General features: G+C 27.7%; 20 protein-coding genes and 1 tRNA gene. 19 read left to right on the forward strand and 2 right to left on the reverse strand.

All coding sequences use genetic code 11. From position 1 onward, the window contains the following. The first annotated feature begins 38 nt into the window (after positions 1-38). The 8 genes from thpR (at position 39) to AB4Y15_RS05375 (ending at position 7,250) form a co-directional block, all read left to right on the forward strand. On the forward strand, positions 39-590 hold the full coding sequence (gene thpR / locus AB4Y15_RS05340) for an RNA 2',3'-cyclic phosphodiesterase (protein ID WP_427338922.1): 552 nt from the start codon (positions 39-41) through the stop codon (positions 588-590). 153 nt (positions 591-743) lie between these two features. After that, on the forward strand, positions 744-2,270 hold the full coding sequence (gene hutH / locus AB4Y15_RS05345; protein WP_427338923.1) for a histidine ammonia-lyase: 1,527 nt from the start codon (positions 744-746) through the stop codon (positions 2,268-2,270). A 166-nt stretch (positions 2,271-2,436) separates the two neighbouring features. Continuing rightward, complete coding sequence (locus AB4Y15_RS05350; protein ID WP_427338924.1) at positions 2,437-2,607, forward strand: DUF896 domain-containing protein; 171 nt, start codon at positions 2,437-2,439, stop codon at positions 2,605-2,607. Between the two features lie 71 nt (positions 2,608-2,678). Beyond that, on the forward strand, positions 2,679-3,134 hold the full coding sequence (locus AB4Y15_RS05355; protein ID WP_427338926.1) for a chemotaxis protein CheW: 456 nt from the start codon (positions 2,679-2,681) through the stop codon (positions 3,132-3,134). A gap of 134 nt (positions 3,135-3,268) precedes the next feature. Continuing rightward, positions 3,269-3,742: a hypothetical protein gene (locus AB4Y15_RS05360; RefSeq protein ID WP_427338927.1), complete on the forward strand. Its 474-nt coding sequence runs from the start codon at positions 3,269-3,271 to the stop codon at positions 3,740-3,742. A 144-nt stretch (positions 3,743-3,886) separates the two neighbouring features. Beyond that, positions 3,887-5,050 (forward strand): sensor histidine kinase, encoded by a 1,164-nt coding sequence (locus tag AB4Y15_RS05365; RefSeq protein WP_427338928.1) that lies wholly within the window; start codon positions 3,887-3,889, stop codon positions 5,048-5,050. Position 5,051: 1 nt separating this feature from the next. Beyond that, the gene (locus AB4Y15_RS05370; RefSeq protein WP_427338930.1) at positions 5,052-5,708 is read left to right on the forward strand and encodes a response regulator; all 657 of its coding nucleotides are present in this window, start codon (positions 5,052-5,054) and stop codon (positions 5,706-5,708) included. A 114-nt stretch (positions 5,709-5,822) separates the two neighbouring features. Further along, the gene (locus AB4Y15_RS05375; RefSeq protein WP_427338932.1) at positions 5,823-7,250 is read left to right on the forward strand and encodes an aminopeptidase; all 1,428 of its coding nucleotides are present in this window, start codon (positions 5,823-5,825) and stop codon (positions 7,248-7,250) included. A 102-nt stretch (positions 7,251-7,352) separates the two neighbouring features. Here AB4Y15_RS05375 and AB4Y15_RS05380 read toward each other — a convergent pair whose 3' ends face one another. After that, complete coding sequence (locus AB4Y15_RS05380) at positions 7,353-8,261, reverse strand: selenium metabolism-associated LysR family transcriptional regulator (RefSeq protein WP_427338933.1); 909 nt, start codon at positions 8,259-8,261, stop codon at positions 7,353-7,355. A 120-nt stretch (positions 8,262-8,381) separates the two neighbouring features. Here AB4Y15_RS05380 and AB4Y15_RS05385 point away from each other — a divergent pair, with 120 nt between their 5' ends. From AB4Y15_RS05385 to AB4Y15_RS05395, 3 genes are all read left to right on the forward strand, one after another. Beyond that, the gene (locus AB4Y15_RS05385) at positions 8,382-9,044 is read left to right on the forward strand and encodes a phosphatase PAP2 family protein (RefSeq protein WP_427338935.1); all 663 of its coding nucleotides are present in this window, start codon (positions 8,382-8,384) and stop codon (positions 9,042-9,044) included. Positions 9,045-9,107: 63 nt separating this feature from the next. Further along, a complete protein-coding gene (locus AB4Y15_RS05390) occupies positions 9,108-9,593 on the forward strand; it encodes a hypothetical protein (protein WP_427338936.1) in 486 nt (161 codons plus the stop codon). Beyond that, positions 9,590-10,126 (forward strand): permease, encoded by a 537-nt coding sequence (locus tag AB4Y15_RS05395; protein ID WP_427338937.1) that lies wholly within the window; start codon positions 9,590-9,592, stop codon positions 10,124-10,126. The genes AB4Y15_RS05390 and AB4Y15_RS05395 overlap by 4 nt, the downstream gene beginning before the upstream one ends. A 111-nt stretch (positions 10,127-10,237) precedes the next feature. Here AB4Y15_RS05395 and AB4Y15_RS05400 read toward each other — a convergent pair. Continuing rightward, positions 10,238-10,326 (reverse strand) — tRNA-Leu (locus tag AB4Y15_RS05400). Positions 10,327-10,478: 152 nt separating this feature from the next. On the opposite strand from AB4Y15_RS05400, the gene AB4Y15_RS05405 reads away from it, so the two are divergent. The 8 genes from AB4Y15_RS05405 to AB4Y15_RS05440 all read left to right on the forward strand — a co-directional run bounded on the left by AB4Y15_RS05405 (position 10,479) and on the right by AB4Y15_RS05440 (position 19,771). Then, positions 10,479-11,438, forward strand: a complete 960-nt coding sequence (locus AB4Y15_RS05405) for a metal-dependent hydrolase (protein ID WP_427338938.1) — start codon at positions 10,479-10,481, stop codon at positions 11,436-11,438. 116 nt (positions 11,439-11,554) lie between these two features. Then, positions 11,555-13,006, forward strand: coding sequence for a L,D-transpeptidase (locus AB4Y15_RS05410; protein ID WP_427338939.1), 1,452 nt, complete (start codon positions 11,555-11,557; stop codon positions 13,004-13,006). 126 nt (positions 13,007-13,132) lie between these two features. Continuing rightward, complete coding sequence (locus tag AB4Y15_RS05415) at positions 13,133-13,729, forward strand: RNA polymerase sigma factor (protein ID WP_427338941.1); 597 nt, start codon at positions 13,133-13,135, stop codon at positions 13,727-13,729. A 13-nt stretch (positions 13,730-13,742) separates the two neighbouring features. After that, positions 13,743-14,972, forward strand: a complete 1,230-nt coding sequence (locus AB4Y15_RS05420; RefSeq protein WP_427338942.1) for a DUF4349 domain-containing protein — start codon at positions 13,743-13,745, stop codon at positions 14,970-14,972. 66 nt (positions 14,973-15,038) lie between these two features. Continuing rightward, entirely contained in the window at positions 15,039-15,788 is a 750-nt protein-coding gene (locus AB4Y15_RS05425) for an SIMPL domain-containing protein (protein ID WP_427338943.1), read from the forward strand. A 110-nt stretch (positions 15,789-15,898) separates the two neighbouring features. Beyond that, positions 15,899-18,574 (forward strand): DNA polymerase I, encoded by a 2,676-nt coding sequence (gene polA / locus AB4Y15_RS05430; RefSeq protein ID WP_427338944.1) that lies wholly within the window; start codon positions 15,899-15,901, stop codon positions 18,572-18,574. Beyond that, on the forward strand, positions 18,561-19,184 hold the full coding sequence (coaE, locus tag AB4Y15_RS05435) for a dephospho-CoA kinase (protein WP_427338945.1): 624 nt from the start codon (positions 18,561-18,563) through the stop codon (positions 19,182-19,184). Before polA ends, coaE begins: the two co-directional genes overlap by 14 nt. Positions 19,185-19,201: 17 nt before the next feature. Further along, positions 19,202-19,771, forward strand: coding sequence for a lytic transglycosylase domain-containing protein (locus AB4Y15_RS05440; RefSeq protein ID WP_427338947.1), 570 nt, complete (start codon positions 19,202-19,204; stop codon positions 19,769-19,771). The last annotated feature ends 90 nt before the right edge of the window (positions 19,772-19,861 follow it).

Consider the following 19,861-nt stretch of genomic DNA (forward strand, 5'->3'; position numbering starts at 1 on the left):
GCTTTATGCTGCTTTTCATTTATGAGGAGGTTTTGAAAATGAGATTGTTTATTGCATTATCTTTTGATAGAGATTTAAAAGAGAAATTAGGGAAAATACAGAAGAAAGTGAAAAATAATTCTTCAAAGGGAAGGTGGGTATATATTGATAATTTTCATTTAACTTTAAAATTCTTAGGAAGTGTAGATAAGAATTATGTTGGTGATATAAATAAAAGTCTTAGAAAGATTGCTTCTAATTTCGATGAAATTAAGCTTAAATTGGACAAGTTAGATTATTTTCCTGGAAATGGTATGATGAGAGTTGTATGGCTAGGGATCTCAGGCGAAGTAGAAAAGGTTAAACAAATAAAATTTGCAGTTGATGAAGAGTTGATAAAGTATGGTTTTAAAAAAGAGAAAAGAAAATATACTCCGCATATAACTTTAGCAAGAGATGTAGTATTTGAATCAAAAAAGTATTTTATAGATGATTTGATAGAAAAAGATTTAGAGTATAGTTTTACATTAAAAAATTTGACGCTTATGAATAGTGAATTAATAGGCGGTAAGAGAATATATACGCCTATAGGAAATTTTCGTTTGGGTTAAGATTCAAAAAATTTAGTGTGATAAACTATTAAATTACTGAAATTTTAAATATTTCTTAAAATTTAAACTTATTTGAAGGGAAAATATTAAATATTGAAGAAATAAGAAAGGAAGTGAAAGTATTGAGTAAAATTTTTAGAAGGGGTTGAAAGAATGGGGAAAGTGATTATAGATGGTTACAACTTAACAATTAGTGATGTAGTAAATGTTGCGAGAAATGGATATATTGTAGAGTTGTCTGATGATGCGATTTTAAGAGTTAAAAAAGCTAGAGAACTTGTAGATAAGTTTGTTGAAAATGAAAAGGTTGTATATGGGATTACAACTGGATTTGGAAAGTTTAGTGAGACGGTTATTTCAAAAGAAGAGACAAAACAATTGCAGAAAAATCTAATTATGAGCCATTCATGTGGAGTAGGAAATCCTTTAAGCGAAGAGATAGTTAGGGCCGTAATGCTTCTAAGAGCAAATGCTTTAGCTAAAGGAAATTCAGGAATTAGGCTAAGCACTCTCCAAACTTTAATTGATATGTTAAACAAAGGAGTACATCCAATAATACCAGAGAAAGGTTCTTTGGGGGCAAGTGGTGATTTAGCACCTCTATCACATATGGTTTTAGTACTTTTAGGTGAAGGAGAAGCAATATACAAAGGAGAAAGATTGAGTGGGAAAGAGGCAATGAACAAAGCTGGTATTCAAACAGTTGAATTAACATCAAAAGAAGGTTTAGCACTAATTAATGGTACTCAAATAATGACGGCTATTGGAGCTTTAACAGTTTACGATTCGAAACAATTAATGAAAATTGCAGATATATCTGCAGCATTGACAATAGAGGCACTTAATGGAATAATAGATGCTTTTGATGAAAGAGTCCATAAAGTTAGACCTCATTTAGGTCAAATTAAAACAGCTAGCAATATTAGAAGACTATGTGAAAATAGCGGAAACATAACAAGACAAGGTGAGATAAGAGTTCAAGATGCATATACTTTAAGATGTATTCCACAAATTCATGGTGCTAGTAAAGATGCTTTAGAATATGTTGAAGAAAAAATAAATATAGAGATAAATTCAGCAACAGATAATCCTCTGATTTTTAGTGATGATGAATTTGTAGTTTCAGGGGGCAATTTCCATGGACAACCTATCGCTTTAGCTATGGATTTCTTAGGAATTGCTTTATCTGAAATAGCTAATTCTTCAGAGAGAAGAATTGAAAGATTAGTAAATCCACAATTGAGTGGGCTACCAGCGTTTTTGGCAGAAAAGGGAGGATTAAATTCTGGATTTATGATAGCACAATATACAGCAGCTTCGCTTGTATCTGAAAACAAGGTACTTGCACATCCTGCAAGTGTAGATTCAATACCTTCTTCTGCAAATCAAGAAGATCATGTTAGTATGGGTACTATTGCTGCAAGAAAGGCAAAAGAAATATTATTTAATGTACAAAATGTACTGGCAATTGAAATGTTAACGGCTGTTCAAGCTATAGATTTTAATGGAAGTGAAAAACTAGGAAGAGGAACAAAAACTGCATATAATAAAATTAGGGAGAATATAACGCATGTAGATAAAGATAGGATTTTATATAAAGATATTAATAAGAGTTTTGAATTAATTAGTTCAGGCGATATTTTAAGAGAAGTAGAATCATATATAGGTGAATTAGAGTAGTAAGATACGCATGTAGGTCGTTGACTTACATGTGTATTTTTGTTTATAATCTATAGGAAATTATATACCTCATTAAATCGTGGGTAATTTTAAATATAATTTCCGTTTATGGATATGAGCAAAATCTTTATTACAGATTATTTTAGTTATTGGAGGGAGTGTTGTTATGTTATCAAAGGAAAAATTAAATAGAATAAACTATTTGGCTAGAAAATCTAAAATAGAAGGTTTAACAGAAGAAGAAAAAAAAGAACAAAAAGCTTTAAGAGAAGAATATCTTGAAAATTTTAGAAAAAGTTTTAGAAAACAGTTGAATTCAATTAAGTTTGCAGAATAAAAAGAATAGAGGATAAATGAAAAATATGTAGAATAAATGAATATAAATAAAAAAATTAGGGGGTAGTTTAAATGGCTGAAAAGCAATATGTAGTTTTTAAAATAGGTAATGAGGAATATGGTATAGATATTATGAATGTTAAAGAAATAGGGCCATATCAAAAAAGTGTTAAAGTACCTAATGCACCAGTTTTTGTTGAAGGAATAATAAACTATAGGGGAAATGTTATACCTATAATAAGTCTTCATAAAAGATTTAATATTGAACAAAAAGATATTGACAATAATACAAGAATTATTGTAATAAACTTAAAAGATAAGCAAATAGGTTTTATAGTAGATGAAGCTTCTCAAACTATTAGATTAGATGATAAAGATATAGATCCAGCACCTGATATTGTAACAGGGATAGATAGTAAGTATATTACAGGCGTTGGTAAACTTGATGAAAGATTAATAATTTTAGTTGATTTAGAAAAAATATTAACAGAAGAGGAAAAGAAAGAGATAGAGTCTATGGAAGTATAGATTTTTTGACGAAATAGATATTAAGATGTAGTAATATGTATTACGAAAAAATTTAAAGCTGCCAACATATGATAAAATTTTCAATCCTATTCCTCTATACTTAAATTATGGATAATAAAGTTAGGGGGATAGGAATGAAAAAAAAATTAACTATTATGATCGTTTTAATGATTATTACTTTGTTTTTTAGTATTGGACAGGCTCAGATTTATAATGATATAATAAATGAGGCTTTTGTAATAGGAACAATTAGAACAATTTTATTAAGTAGAATGAATATAATGAATTCATGTATTTATGAAGGTTTAGATTTAGATATAGCAAAAGAAAAATTAAAAAAAATAGAAGATGATGTACTAGTAAGAGAGGATTTAGAATATTTAACTTATTTAAGAGAAAACCCAACGGATTTTGAATATGTTAGTGATTTGAGAATATTAAATGTATCTTTTATTGACTATAATTTAGAAAAAATCAGTTTTGTAACTGAAATTGAATGGGATATAAAATCTTATGAAAATGAATCAATAGAAGTAGTTAAGTATGAAATAGAGTTATTAAGAGTAGATGATAAATTTTTATTAACAAAATTTGAGCCACTTAGTTAATATTGCCGATATATTATCGGCTTTTTTGTGTTTATAGAATGGTTCAGAAGTACCATATATTACAAAGATAAAAAAGCAGGATATAAGTAAAATAAAATCGAAATATACTATATTACACATAAAGCAAATATATGAGGTGTAATTATGAAAAGAAATGTAGTAGATATTAACCGTATAAATGAAGTTTTAAAAAAAACTATAGAATCTATTAATAAAGGAAAAGAAGAAATATTCGATATAGCAGAAAGTGCTAGAAAAGAATGCGAATCTATAAGAAGAGAATTAGAAGAATTAAAAGAGAGAGTTTCAAAATTAGTGAAAGAAGTAGATATTTTAGAAATTGAAGAAAAAAATAGTAGGAAAAAATTAATGATTATAAGTAAAAATTTTAAACTTTATACAGAAGAAGATATTAAAAGGGCATATGATAATGCGAAAAATTTGCAGATACTATTAATGTTGAAGAGACAGGAAGAAAAAGACCTTATAAATAAAAGAAGAGAGCTAGAGTTAAGGTTAATTAACGCTCAAAAAGTTCTTAAAAAGGCAGAAAGATTAGTTACTCAAGTTGGTGTTGCTTTAGAGTATTTAAGTGGAAACTTAAGTGACCTGAGTGAAACTATTGAGGATATGCATAAGAAACAATTACTAGGAATAAAAATTTTGAAGGCTCAGGAAGAAGAACGACAAAGAGTGGCAAGAGACATTCATGATGGCCCAGCACAGTCACTTGCTAATGTTGTAATTAAAACAGAAATATGTGAAAGGCTTTTAGATATTGATGTGAATAAAGTTAGAGATGAATTGAAGAATTTAAAAAATATAGTTAGAGAAAGCCTTAAGGATATAAGAAAAATAATATATGATCTAAGGCCTATGTCAATTGATGATTTAGGATTTATTCCAACTATAAAGAGATATGGGTATAACTTTTCTGAAGAGACCGGTATAAATGTTGAAGTTTTTGTAATAGGACAATTTAAAAGTATGGAATCTATTGTTGAAATTACATTATTTAGGATTATACAAGAGGCTTTGAATAACATAAAAAAACATTCAAAAGCTAAAAATGTTCAGATTAAAATTGAAACTACTTTGAATAACATTAATATAGCTGTGAAAGATGACGGTATCGGGTTTGACGTAGAGAAAAAGTTAAAAGAAACTAATATAGCTGAAGGAGGATTTGGAATTTTAGGCATGAGAGAAAGGGTAGAATTGCTTAATGGTGAACTTGAAATAATTTCTTCAATTGGGAGAGGAACTAGCATTATTTTTAAAATACCGATAGACGGGAAGGATGATTAAATTGAAAAAACAGATAACAGTACTTATAGTTGACGACCATTCTTTGATGAGACAAGGACTAAAACAGATATTGGAATTAGAAAGTGATATCAAAGTAATAGGACAAGCTTCTAATGGTGAGGAAGCAATTAATATGACTCTTGAATACAAACCTGATGTTGTATTATTAGATATAAATATGCCTTTGATGAATGGTATAGAGGCTTTAAGAAGGCTAAAGGATATAGGAGTAGATTCGAAAATAGTCATGCTCACTATTCATGATGATAGAGAGTATTTATATGAAACTTTAAATATAGGTGCAGATGGATATGTATTAAAGGATGCAGATTCAGAAACTTTAATAAAAGCAATACGTGATGTTTATAGAGGGAAATCTTTCATTCAACCAAGTCTTGCTACATATTTAGCAAAAGAGTATAAAGTTGCAAATAGAGGTAGCGATAAAAGTTCGGTTAAAGATGTGTTAACCAGAAGGGAATACGAAGTATTGACTTTAATCGCAGAAGGATTGAATAATAAAGAGATAGCTGAACGATTATATATAAGTGAGAAGACAGTTAAAAATCATGTTTCAAATATTTTTAGGAAAATAAATGTAAATGATAGAATACAAGCAGCAATATACGCTTATAGAAATAATATTAAAAAGCTTTAAAAAATAGAGTTTTAATTTTTAGTAATAATGCTGAGAAAGAAATCTATTTTGTTGACAATTGTAGATAAAAAGTAAGATAATATTTATATACCAAAATTAAATAGGAGGGATATGATGAGCGAAAAGTCACAAGGTAAAGTTTTACAGGAAGAATTAACGCATAAATGGGAGAACATTTGGGAAGTGATAGGAGTTGCTGAAGAGGAAAAGGTTTTCGAGTTTGCTGAGGGATATAAAGAGTTTTTAAACAGAGGAAAAACTGAAAGAGAATCAGCATTAGAAATAGTTAGGATAGCTAGAGAGAATGGTTACATATCTTTAGAGGAAATCATTGAAAAAGGTATTAAAATTGAACCAGGAATGAAAATTTATGCTGTTAACAAAGAAAAAGCAGTAGTAATGTTTGTTATTGGTAAAGAGTGTTTAACTAAAGGAATGAATATAATAGGTTCACATATAGATGCACCTAGAATAGACTTAAAACCTAATCCTCTTTATGAAGATGGTCAGTTAGCGTTACTTAAAACTCATTATTATGGAGGAATAAAGAAATATCAATGGGTTTCAATGCCTTTAGCATTACATGGAGTTGTAATTAAATCAAATGGTGAGAAGGTAAATATAGTTATTGGTGAGGACGAAAATGATCCTGTATTCTTTATTACAGATCTTCTTCCGCATTTAGCAAAAGATCAAGTAACTAAAAAGTTAGGTGAAGGTATAACAGGTGAAGGTTTAAATATAATAATAGGAAGTATTCCATATAGAGATAAAGAGTTAAATGAAAAAATTAAATTAAATGTACTTAAGTTGTTAAATGAAAAGTACGGTATAAAAGAAGAAGATTTTACTACTGCTGAATTGGAAGTAGTTCCAGCAGGAAAAGCTAGAGATGTTGGTATCGACAGAAGTTTAATTGCTGCTCATGGACATGACGATAGAGTTTGTGCTTATGCGTCACTTAAAGCAATACTAGAAATTGATACACCACAAAAAACAGCCGTAGCCTTATTTGTAGATAAAGAAGAGGTAGGAAGCTATGGTAATACAGGAATGCATTCAATGTTCTTTGAAAATGTAGTGTCAGAATTAATAGAACTTACAACTGAAGGTTATAGTGAATTAAAAACAAAGAGAGCTTTAGCTAATTCAAGAGTTCTTTCTGCCGACGTATGTGCAGCTTTTGATCCAAACTACCCTGAAGTATTAGATAAGAGAAATGCACCATTTATTGGAAAAGGAGTAACTTTAGTTAAATATACAGGAGTGAGAGGTAAAGCAGGTTGTAATGATGCTAATGCTGAATATATTAGTGAAATTAGAAGAATATTTAATGAAAACAATGTTGTTTGGCAAATCGGTGAATTAGGTAAAGTAGACCAAGGTGGTGGAGGAACAATAGCTTACATTTTAGCTAACTATGGAATGGAAGTTGTTGACTGTGGCGTGCCAGTATTGAGTATGCATGCTCCTTATGAACTTGTAAGTAAATCAGATGTATATATGACATATAAAGGTTATAAAGCTTTCTTTAATGCATAAGAAAACAGGCGGCAATTGATGCCGCCATTTCTCTTTTGCTATCAGCTGTTGCCTAATTGTAAACTCAATATCCAGCAGTACCAAGCCCCAAGTGCCTAGTACCTATTTTTGTCCATTAATATAATTGAGAATAAACTCTTTGAAAGTCAGGTTTAAAGGAGATAGTTGTCTATTTTTATGATAAATTAAGTAGAATTTTCTAGTTAAGTTTATACCTTTCAATTTAAATTTTTTTAGTGTACCATTTATTACTTCTTTTTCGATAGCCTTTTCAGATATAAAACTAATTCCAATTCCTAATTCTGTAAACTTCTTAATAGTTTCATTATCTTCAACACAAGCTACAATATTTAAATTATTTAAATTATAATCGTTTTCTTTTAATGCTTTTTCAACTACATGTCTTGTACCAGAACCTAGTTCTCTAAGTATTATTCTTTCGTTTAATAATATTTTAGGGTCTATTTCCTGGTTATTTTCCCATGGATATTTTTCATTATTAGGGGTAATTAAAACTATATTATCATCTATTAGTTCTATGTATTCTAGATGTTTAGAATAATATTTAGCTCCAATTATGCCAAAGTCAGTAATTCCATCTAGTATATTTTTTACAACTTCCTTTGAATCTTTATTATTTATTGAAAATGTAACGTTTGGGAACTTTTCAGAAAAGCTTTTGATTAACTGTGGCAGAATATATAGTTTCGGTATTGAGCTAGCACTAATTTCTAAATGTCCTTCTATTTTACCTCTATATACACCTAAACTAAAACAAGCCATGTCTCTAATATTCAGAATATCAATTGCATATTTATATAAAATATTACCGGCTTCTGTTGGGGTTATTTTCCTTTCAGTTCTATTTAGTAATAAAGTTCCCAATTCGTTTTCTAGATTTTGAATATGATTTGTAACAGTTGGCTGAGTTAAATATAGTTTTTCAGCAGCTTTAGAAAAACTTTTTAATTTAACTACTTCAACAAAAGTCTCAAGTTGTCTAAAATCCATAATATCACCACTTTCATATTCTTTAATTATCGTAATTAATAAAATACGATTTGTCAATAAATTTAACTTGATTTTATTTCTAGGCTTATTTAGAATAGTAGAGAAGGAGAGTGAATACGAATGACGAAATTTTTAAAAGAAAATAAAGATAGATATAAATATGTATTACTTATAATAGTTTTGATAATGCTTAAAGTTTTGTATTTAGTAATAAACACATTAGATATGAGAAAGCATCACTTAATGAGCTATTTGGATAATTATGTTCCTTTTATTAATTGGATGGTTATACCTTATGTATTATGGTATTTTTATATATGGGGTGTTTTGTTATATTTATTAATCAAAGATAAAAAGTTATTTGTTACACATTCATTAGCAGTTATTTTGGGACAAACTATTTCTTTAATAATATTTTTATTATATCCGACATACGTTATTAGACCTGAAGTAGTTGGTAGTGATATTTTTAGCAAGTTAATAATTTTAATATATTCAAACGATAATCCAGTAAATGCTTTTCCAAGCATTCATGTATTACAGTCAGTTTTAACTCATGTAGCTATTTTAAATATTAAAGATATAAAGAAACCAATAAAGATATTTTCTTATGTGTTTTCTACAATGGTTATATTGTCTACAATTACCATAAAACAACATTATGTGATAGATGTTATAGGAGGATATTTATTAGCAACAATATGTGCAAAATTTGTTTATGAAATATTTTATCGAAGGTACAAAGCTAACACTTTGGACATAATTTTTTCAACAAATGAGTAATAAAGTCCAGCTAATTAAGCTGGACTTTTAAAAATGATTAAATATTTGGAAGAGGGGATTAAAATGATAAATTATATTATTTATATTATTACTTTTATATTACTTGGAATATCTTTTAAAAAAGACAAACAGAAAACCAAAAAAGCTTTAAAAAAATCGTGGAAAGCATTTAGCAACATATTACCTGAATTTTTAGGCGTTATTATTCTAGTAGGGGTGTTTCTCTCAATATTTAATGCTGATGTTATTTCAAGATTAATAGGTAAAGAATCAGGATGGGTTGGGATAATTGCGTCAGCTGTTGTAGGAGCAATAACACTAATACCAGGATTTGTAGCTTTTCCAACAGCGGCTTTGCTTTTGCAAAATGGAGCCGGATATATGCAGATAGGAGCTTTTATCTCTGCATTAATGATGGTAGGAATTATTACAATGCCAGTAGAAAATCGATATTTTGGGAAAAAACTTACTATATTAAGAAATAGTTTTGCATTTTTGTTTTCATTTTTAGTTGCTTATGTTATAGGAAAGGTTGTGGGAGGAATATGAAAATAATAAAAAGATATAGTTTCCCATTAGTAGGTATTTTTATTATGATGATTATTACTATATTTAACAGAAATTTAGGAATGAAAGCCTTCAATACAGCAGTATACAGTATTAAAGAGATGGTTTTAGTTATCCCACCAGTTTTTATAATTTTAGGATTGTTAGATATATGGATTCCTAGAGAAACTATGGTGAAATATATGGGAGAAGATTCAGGAGTAAAAGGTGTAATTCTTGCTATCATTTTAGGTTCAGCAGCAGCAGGACCTTTGTACGGAGCATTCCCTATAGCTGCAATTTTCATGAAAAAAGGTGTAAAATTTAGCAATGTACTGATATTTATAGGCGCTTGGTCAACTACCAAAATTCCAATGTTCCTATTTGAGATGTCATCTTTAGGGGTACGTTTTGCTGTAACTAGATTATTAATTGATATACCGGGGATTATTCTAATAGCACATGTCTTAAATCTTTTATTAACAAAGGATGAAATAAAAGAAATTTATAAGAAAGCGGAATCAATTTTAGATTAAATGCTTGTTTTGTTTAAGTTATTACAGTTATATGATGTTGGATAAGTTTTAATTAGTAAAATCCAATAGAAAAACAAATTAACCCTAGGTTATAATAACCTAGGGTTTTTCTGGTGCCGAAGGCGGGAGTCGAACCCGCACGGGGTGTAAGCCCCACCGGATTTTGAGTCCGGCGCGTCTGCCAATTCCACCACTTCGGCATATCGACTACAAATTGTATGTTACCAAAAAAACATATAAAAGTCAAGTTATTTTGTTAAAAATTTTAGTTACGAATGCTATTATATACCAAAGAAATATATGAGCAATCTGTGCTATAATTTTATACGTAGCTAGTTTGGAGGTGTTTTTAATGGATCCAATTACACACGGAATAATAGGATTAGGATTATCTACTTTAAGTGGTGAGCCAATAAATACTGCAAATCCTTTAATGTTGGGTAGCGTTATAGGAGCTATGGCACCTGATATTGATATAGTATTTAGATTAAAGGGGCAATATGAATATTTGAAACATCATAGAGGAATGACACATTCAATTTTGGGTATAGGTTTTATTTCTCTGGTTATATCTGTAGCTTTAGGGTTAATATTTAAAGATTATTCATTTTTTAGAATTTTCATTTGGACCTTTTTAGGCAGCTTATCACATTCTGTATTTGATATGCTAAATTCCTATGGTGCTAGGTTCTTATTACCATTTACAAAGAGAAAATTTTCAGCAAGTTTGTTAATGTTATTTGATCCCTTTATAATATTTTTATCGTTAGGTATGATATTTTTATTTAAAGACGTGGTTATGAAAGGAATTATATTTTCATTAATTTTCATAGTATATTTATTATCTAGAATTTATATGAGAAGTAGTGTTACAAAGGTGCTTTACAATAACTTTAAAAATAAAAATAGTATTAAAAGAATTAATGTTTTACCCTCTTTTTTCAATCCTTTGAAATGGGATTTCATTGTAGAAACTAAAGGCTCAAATATTGTGGGACAAGTTTATTGTTTAAATAAAAAAATCATAATAAGAAAGAAGTTTAAAAAGACTAATCATAAATTTATAAAGCAATTTGACAAAACTGAACTTGGAAGATATTTTTCCGAATTCACACCTATAAAGCATGTTAAAGTTATAGATAAGGGTGAAGAGATTATCTTAAGAGTAATAGATTTAAGATATTATTTGAGAAATGAATTTATGCATCATGCTACGGCAGTTTTTAATCTTGAAAAGAAAATAGTTAGGACTATATTTCATCCGTACAATTTAAAAAGAGAGATATTAGTAGAAGAAAGAGAGATTGCATAGAGCTGTGTTTTGCAGCTCTATTTTTTTAAGTTGAATTGATAGACATTATATTTTGCATAAATGTTTTACAATATCAATATTATAGATTGAGACTTAAATTAAGGAGGGTGAGGTCGTTGCAGAAAAAGATAATATTTATAATATTGGCAGTATTATTTTTTACACTAAACATTAATGTTTATGCTGAGAGTGTTGAAAATCAGTATAAAATAGTTATTAACGTGCCTTCTAAAAAATTAACCTTATTTAAGAATAATATAATTATTAAAGAATATCCAGTTGCTGTAGGAAAATCAAAAACTCAAACTCCTATTGGTGAATTTAAAATAATAAATAAAGTTATAAATCCTTATTATTCTAAGAAAAACATACCTGGAGGAAGTCCGAGAAATCCCTTAGGGAGCAGATGGATGGGATTTAAGGTGCATTATGGAATACATGGGAATAGTGCTCCTAATTCAATTGGTACTTTTGCTTCAGGCGGATGTGTTAGAATGTATGAAAGAGATATTCAAGAAATATTTGGTGTAGTACCTGTAGGTACACCTGTTCAGATAAAATATGATTTAATAGAGGTAGTTAATGATATAGATGGAGAAGAACCTATTCTAATTATTTATCCAGATTATTACAATAAGGTTTGCAATATAAAAGAATTAATCAAACAGAAATTAGAAGAACTAAATTTATATAATGAGATATCAGATAAAAGATTGGAACAAATTACCAAATTAGACAAGAATAAAAAAATTGTTTTTTCTAATAATTTAACTTTCTTCATAAATAAAAAATATATAACTGATGATATGAAAATTATAGATGGAGTATATTATATAAACTTAAACAAATTCGCAAAATGGTTAAATACTAATATACCAGTTATATACAATGAAAACTATGTCTATGTAATGGGAAATTTTATTAAAGCAGTATATGTAGATAACAAATATTATATAGCTTTATCAGATATACAAAAGCTTTTAGGAGGACAATTAGATATAAACAAAGATTCGTATTTAATTGAATTAAGTACAGATGCAGTATTTCTTAACAATAAATATTTAACTAATCAAGTTTTGAATATAACTGCAAATCCAAAGATAGGTTTATCAGTTATCAGTCAATATCTAGATATTGGTATTCAAATTGAACAAAATAAAATAAAGTATTATTTAAAAAATGGAAAGGAAATTCCATATGAACTTTATGAAGGAATACCTTATGTTGATGCAAATTATTTAAAAGAGAACACAAAACTTATATTAGATATTTCAACATTTAAAAAGCAATTAACAATAACTAAAAGTCCTATGATAATATGTGATGGTGTTATTTATGAGAGTGTTTTATATGATAATGAACTATACATACCGCTTAATATATTAGATGATAGCAATTTAAATGATTTGAATAATATTTTTGTTAATTCTGAAAGGATACCTGTTATATGTGTAGAAAATACTAAATATATACCTTTTGATAAAGTTAAAAAATTATTTAATTTAATAATGAATGATTATGGAACAAAGATTACTTTAAATAAGAGAATATTTAATATATCGGATTAAATATGTTAAAGAGCTTCTTTGTATTTGGGAAGCTCTTTAAATTTTAATTTAAGAATTTGTTTTTTAGGAACTTTTTTTTATGTTTTTCGTCTATGTTGTGTAAGAGTAGCAGAAAGGGGTGAGTCTGTGAAAAAATCCGAGCGTATCTTAATTAAAAAAAGTGCAGAAGGGGATGTTGATGCTTTTGAAGAGTTGATTAAAGACTATGAGAAAAGAGCGTACAATATAGCCTATAGATTGTTAAAAAATTCTGAGGATGCTATGGATGTTGTGCAAGAAGCATTTATCAAAGTTTATAAATCTATAAGAGAATTTAAATTTAAATCTAGTTTTTCAACTTGGATTTACAAAATTGTAGTTAATACTTCAATTGATTTTATAAGGAATAAAAAAGTAGTTTATTCACTTGACGAAACTATCAAATGTGAAAAAGGAGATATAAATAGAGAAATTGCAGATTATGAAAATACTCCTGAAACTGAGTTGGAAAGAAAACTGACTAAGGAATTAGTAAAAAAATCGATAGATAAATTAGATGATATACATAGGACAGTTATAATATTGAGAGATATACAGGGATTTAGTTATAGTGAAATTTCAGAGATATTAGGTTGTTCACTTGGAACTGTTAAATCGAGGATAAGTAGAGGAAGAATTGCTTTAAGAGAAATTATATTAAAAGAAATGGAACATAAAGATGTGAATTTAAGTCAAAAAAAATGAAAGGAGGGAGAAGATGGATTGCAAAAGTTTTGAGGAAAAAATATCTCTTTATATAGATGATATGCTAGATGAAATAGAAAAAAAAGAATTAGAGTTGCATTTAAACGAATGTAGTAAATGTAAAATCTTATTTGAAAATATGAATAGTATTGTTAATTATGCTAGAGATTGTGAAGAAGTAGAGCTACCTAAAGATTTTAATGAAAAGCTTAGGATGAAACTTGAAGAAATTGAAAGACTAAAAAGTTACAAAAATAGATTTAAGGCATTATCTACAATAGCTGCTGCTTTTTTAGTGGTAATAATTTCTATATCAATTTTTATATCAAACAATTCGAAAATAGAAGAAAATTTAATGTATTATGGAAAAGATGCAGCTATGGAAAATCAAATGACTAGAGAGCCTAGAGCAAGTCAACCTAAATTAGATAGAGGAAAAGTTTCTGATTATAACAATTCTAGCTATGGTTTAGATTCTAATAAATCAGTGGCATTTACACTTACAAATAAAGAAAATACAAAACGAAGTAAATCGGAAAAAAGAAAAATAATTGATGAAGCTTATATAGAATTAGATATAGAAGATTATCATAGAGTTTTCAATGAAATAATAGATTATGTAAAATCATTAGGTGGTTTTATAGAAAATTCAGAGACAGGATATCAATATAATAAGTTTAGAGAAGAAAAAGAACCGTTAAAAAGAGGTTATTTGAGAGTTAGAGTACCATCTGACAAATTTGAAGATACTATTAAATATATTGACAGTTTAGGGATTATAAAGAGGAAAAATTTGACCGGAAGAGATATAACAGAGCAATATTATGATATTGAAAATAGAGTTAAGAACTTAAAAATACAAGAGGAAAGATTAAGAGAGATTTTAAGAAAAGCTGAAAAAGTAGAAGAAATACTTATGATTGAAGATGAATTAAGAAGAATAAGGACTGAAATAGATCAAAATACGAGTGTATTAAAAAAATGGGATAATTTAGTAGATTTAGCTACGATTAATATAAGTTTAAATGAAGTTGAAACTTTAAACAAGGAAATAAAAAATGTAAATAAGAATATATTTAAAAAATCTAAGGAAGGTTTTATTACTACAGTAAATAGTATAATTAAGTTATTCGGAGAAATGATTGTATTTTTAATAACTATATTACCTATAATTATTCTAATATTTATCTTGTTTGCAATAGTTTATTTTTTATATAAAAAATTTAATGCACAAAAGCATTAACTGTTAGCTATCAGCTGATGGCTATTAGCCTATAAATATTTAAAATTTAAATTGGGAGGGATTAATGTGAAAAATAAGGCTATTGTATTAAGTGTATTATTTGCTTTAGTTTTGATTGGAGGTTATGTTTTAGGTTCGATTTCTCAAACTGTAGACAATGTGTTAGCTGATGAAAAAGATGATTTAGGAAATACAATTACAGTAAGTGGAGAAGGAGTAATTAAGGTAAAACCAGATATTGCTTATATTAACATAGGAGTTGAGACTATTGGTAAAAATAGTCAAGATGCACAAATAGAAAATAAGAATAAAATGACAAATATAATGAGTAAAATCAAGAGTTTCAAAATAAAAGATGACGATATAAAAACTATAGAATACAATATTATAGCCATGAAAGAATATGATAGAGAAAAAGGAAAGAGTGTTATAACTGGATATATGGTTAGAAACGTTGTGCAAATTACTATAAGAGATATAGAAAATATAGGCAAAATAATTGATAGAGTTTCTGAAGTTGGTGCAAATTTAATAACTAATATTACTTTTAGTGTAAAAGATAAAGAAAAATACTATTTAGAAGCTTTAAAAATGGCTATGGAAAAAGCGAAAAGTAAAGGTGTTGCGATTGCTGATACTTTCGGAGTTAAATTAGATATACCATATAAAGTTATTGAATTGTCAGATATGAATTATTCCATAGTTGGAGGATATAGAGATACATTTACTTACTTAAAAGAAGGTGCAGTTAACACTCCAATTTCACAAGGAGAGCTTGAGATAAGAGCAAAAGTAAATGTAATATATAAATATTAACCCTTGATTATATATCAAGGGTTTTATTTGTTTACTATTCATTATATTTCTTATATACTTAATATAAGAAATTAACTATATATTTAAAGAAGTCTTAAGGAGTTGGTTAAATGTCATTAAAAAGATTTATGGTGATTGATGGTAATAGTTTGTTACATAGAGCATTTCATGCATTACCACCATTACAAACTAAAGAAGGAATACACACCAATGGAGTTTATGGTTTTTTGACAATGCTAAATAAAATAGTTGAAGAATATTCTCCTGAATATATATGTGTTGTGTTTGATAAAAAAACACCGACATTTAGACACAAGGAGTATACAGAATATAAGGCAAAACGAGCAAAAACTCCAGATGAATTGATTATGCAGTTTGATATTCTAAAGGATGTACTAAGCAAATTAAATATAACTACTTTAGAAATTGATGGGTTTGAAGCAGATGATATTGCGGGGACATTAGCATCAATAGGAGAAAAGAAAGGATTAGAAACTATTTTAGTTACTGGAGACAAAGATTACTTACAATTAGCGACAAAAAAGACTAAGGTGTTGATAACCAGAAAGGGTATAACAAATCTTGAAATATATGATGAGCAACGTGTGAAAGAAAAATATGGGATAAGTCCAATTCAATTAATTGATTTAAAAGGACTTATGGGAGATAAATCAGATAATATTCCTGGAGTACCTGGAATCGGTGAAAAAACAGGAATTAAACTTATAAAGGAATTTGGTTCTCTTGAAGGTATATATGAGAATTTAGAAAGTATTTCAGGTAAGAAACTTAAGGAGAGATTAATAGAGAATAGACTTCAGGCTTTTATGAGTAAAAAATTGGCCAAAATTATAACAGAAGTACCTATTAGTATAGATTTAGAAGAACTAAAGAAAAGAGAACCTGATTATGATGAACTTATAGATTTATATAAAAAACTTGAATTTAACAGTTTATTAAGTAGAATTCGTAAAAATTCAAGTGGCAATGAAACATCTGACGATTTAACGATAAATATCGATTGTAATTATGAAATAGTACAAGATTTAGAAGTAATAGACAGTATAATACAAAGTATAAATAAAAGTAAAAGTGTATATTTAAAGTTTATTCAAGAGGACAAAATAATAGGGCTTACAGTTAAAACTGAAAAGACAAAAACGTATTATATAGATTTGGTTGAAGAAGAGTTTAAAGATAAGGTTTTATTGAAATTTAAAAATATATTTGAAGATAAGGAGATAGAAAAGAAAGGACATCATTTAAAGGAAGATATTTTAATACTTTTGAAAAATGGAATATATTTAAACGGAATAGCATTCGACAGTATGATAGGGCAATACATAATAAATCCTTCACAAAATAGTTACAGCATTAAAGAACTAGCTAAAGAATATTTATCCGTTTTTATTAAAGATGAAAATGATATTTTAGGTAAAGGGAAAAATAGAAAAAAGATAACAGATATTCCATTAGAAGAGAGAGCTAGGATCTTTTCTACTAAACTAGAAATAATATCGAGAGTTGAGAATGCGATAAAAGAAAAAATACAAGAGTATAATATGAATGAGTTGTATTATACTGTTGAACTACCTTTAGTAGAAGTATTAGCATTTATGGAGTTTGAGGGATTTGCTGTAGATATTAAAAAATTAAATGAGTTAGGTGAAGAATTTGAAACAAAAATGGCAGAGCTTACAGAGGAGATATATAGCATAGCAGGTGAAAAATTTAATATAAATTCAACTAAGCAGTTAGGATATATTCTATTTGAAAAACTAGAGTTACCGGTAATTAAAAAGACGAAAACAGGATATTCAACAAATGCTGAAGTACTAGAAAAATTAAAAGAAAAACACCCTATTATAGAAAAAATACTTGAATATAGACGTATAATGAAGCTAAAAACTACATATATTGATGGTTTGCTTTCATTAGTAGATAAAGAAACTAATAAGATACATTCAACCTTTAATCAAACAATTACTACTACTGGAAGAATAAGCAGTACTGAACCTAATCTTCAAAATATACCTATAAAAACAGAAGAGGGGAGGAAAATTAGAAAAGTATTTATACCAAGTAGTGAAGAATATAAATTGGTTGATGCTGATTATTCACAAATCGAATTAAGAGTACTTGCTCATATTACAGATGATCCAAATTTAAAAGAAGCATTTTATAATAATGAGGATATCCATACTAAAACTGCATCTGAGGTATTTAATGTCCCAAAATCTGATGTAACACCTCTTATGAGAAGTAGAGCGAAAGCTGTAAATTTTGGTATAATATATGGCATAAGTGACTATGGATTAGCAAGGGATTTGAATATTAGCAGAAAGGAAGCAAAACTATATATAGAAAACTATTTTGCAAAATACAAAAAAGTTAAGGAATACATGGATAATATAATACGAGAGGGAAAAGAAAAAGGATATGTAACAACAATTATGAATAGAAGAAGATATCTTCCAGAGCTAAAATCAAGGAATTTTAATATAAGATCTTTTGGTGAAAGAATGGCGATGAATACGCCTATACAAGGTAGTGCAGCAGATATAATAAAAATTGCTATGGTGAATGTTTTTAATGAATTGAAAAGGAAAAAATTAAAATCAAAATTAATATTACAGGTTCACGATGAATTGATTATAGAGGCTCATAAAGATGAATTGGATGAGGTTAAGCAAATACTTAAGTTGCAGATGGAGAATGCATTTAAATTAAGTGTTCCTTTAAAAGTTGATATGAAGATAGGTGATAGTTGGTATGAAACAAAATAAAGTAAATTATGCAAAGATTATAGGTTTAACAGGAGGAATAGCTACTGGTAAAAGTACAGTTGCTAAGTTGCTGAAAGAATTTGGATATGTAGTTATTGATGCTGATAAGATAGCAAGAGAAGTAGTTGATGTTGGTAAGATGGCATATTTAGATATTGTGAAGGAGTTTGGGAAAGACATTTTGCAGGAAAATGGTCAAATTGATAGAAAAAAACTTGGAGAAATTATTTTTAAAGATGAGGAAAAAAGAAGAAAATTAAATCAAATTGTTCATCCAATGGTAATTCAAGAAATGATAAATAAAATAAAGCAGTTTTCTGATGGGAACAAAGTAATATTTTTAGATATACCTTTATTAATAGAGGAAAAAAATATATTAGAAAAGCAAGGGTTAAAGTTTGATGAAATATGGCTGGTATATGCAGATGAAGAAAAACAGTTAAGTAGACTAATTGAGAGAGATAAATTGGATATGGAAAGTGCATTAAATAGAATACGTGCTCAAATGCCTATGACTGAAAAACTAAAAATTGCAGATGTTATTATAGATAATAATAGAGGAATAAGTGAATTGAAGGACCAGATTATAAAATTATTAAATAGGTATTAAATTTCGGAGGGATCTTTTTGTATTTAAAAAAATACAGGATAATTTTATCAATAATATGTGCTTTAGTAATAATTATAGCAGTTTTTACAAATTTAAAATGGATAGGGAAAATTATATATCCATTGTATTATAAAGATTATATAAAAAAATACTCTTATCAATATAATATTGACCCCATTTTGGTTGCTTCTATAATTAAAGTTGAAAGTAAGTATTATAAAGATGCAAAGTCATATAGAGGAGCTAAAGGGTTGATGCAGATTTCTCCTATTACTGGGAAATGGGCTTCGAAAGAAATAGGGATAACAAATTATAATGAAGATTCTTTGTACAATCCAGAAATTAACATTATGATAGGTTGCTGGTATCTAAATAAATTACATAAGCAGTTTAATAATGATATTAAATTAGTTTTAACTGCTTATAACGGTGGAAGTGGGAATGTAGAGAAATGGCTAAAAAATCCTATGTATAGTAGTGATGGAAAAAGACTTGATAAAATCCCTTTTACAGAAACTAAAGAATATGTAAAAAAAGTACTAAAAACATATAAAATTTATAAATTCTTATATGAAGATATTTTGTAATTAATAAACTTAAAATTTATTGAACTTACTAAAAAATAGTTGCTATAATTAAAAGTGTATATATTCAAATTCTAGATAAGAGATGAAAAA

It is taken from the genome of Caloranaerobacter longqiensis (genome assembly GCF_050286925.1).
GTDB lineage: Bacteria > Bacillota > Clostridia > Tissierellales > Thermohalobacteraceae > Caloranaerobacter.

Excerpts from the sequence above, each read along its gene's own strand:
- AB4Y15_RS05365 (WP_427338928.1), top strand. The coding sequence starts at position 3,887 with ATGAAAAGAAATGTAGTAGATATTAACCGTATAAATGAAGTTTTAAAA.
- AB4Y15_RS05390 (WP_427338936.1), top strand. The coding sequence starts at position 9,108 with ATGATAAATTATATTATTTATATTATTACTTTTATATTACTTGGAATA.
- AB4Y15_RS05385 (WP_427338935.1), top strand. The coding sequence starts at position 8,382 with ATGACGAAATTTTTAAAAGAAAATAAAGATAGATATAAATATGTATTA.
- coaE (WP_427338945.1), top strand. The coding sequence starts at position 18,561 with ATGAAACAAAATAAAGTAAATTATGCAAAGATTATAGGTTTAACAGGA.
- AB4Y15_RS05360 (WP_427338927.1), top strand. The coding sequence starts at position 3,269 with ATGAAAAAAAAATTAACTATTATGATCGTTTTAATGATTATTACTTTG.
- polA (WP_427338944.1), top strand. The coding sequence starts at position 15,899 with ATGTCATTAAAAAGATTTATGGTGATTGATGGTAATAGTTTGTTACAT.
- AB4Y15_RS05420 (WP_427338942.1), top strand. The coding sequence starts at position 13,743 with ATGGATTGCAAAAGTTTTGAGGAAAAAATATCTCTTTATATAGATGAT.
- thpR (WP_427338922.1), top strand. The coding sequence starts at position 39 with ATGAGATTGTTTATTGCATTATCTTTTGATAGAGATTTAAAAGAGAAA.
- hutH (WP_427338923.1), top strand. The coding sequence starts at position 744 with ATGGGGAAAGTGATTATAGATGGTTACAACTTAACAATTAGTGATGTA.
- AB4Y15_RS05395 (WP_427338937.1), top strand. The coding sequence starts at position 9,590 with ATGAAAATAATAAAAAGATATAGTTTCCCATTAGTAGGTATTTTTATT.
- AB4Y15_RS05350 (WP_427338924.1), top strand. The coding sequence starts at position 2,437 with ATGTTATCAAAGGAAAAATTAAATAGAATAAACTATTTGGCTAGAAAA.
- AB4Y15_RS05375 (WP_427338932.1), top strand. The coding sequence starts at position 5,823 with ATGAGCGAAAAGTCACAAGGTAAAGTTTTACAGGAAGAATTAACGCAT.
- AB4Y15_RS05355 (WP_427338926.1), top strand. The coding sequence starts at position 2,679 with ATGGCTGAAAAGCAATATGTAGTTTTTAAAATAGGTAATGAGGAATAT.
- AB4Y15_RS05405 (WP_427338938.1), top strand. The coding sequence starts at position 10,479 with ATGGATCCAATTACACACGGAATAATAGGATTAGGATTATCTACTTTA.
- AB4Y15_RS05380 (WP_427338933.1), bottom strand. The coding sequence starts at position 8,261 with ATGGATTTTAGACAACTTGAGACTTTTGTTGAAGTAGTTAAATTAAAA.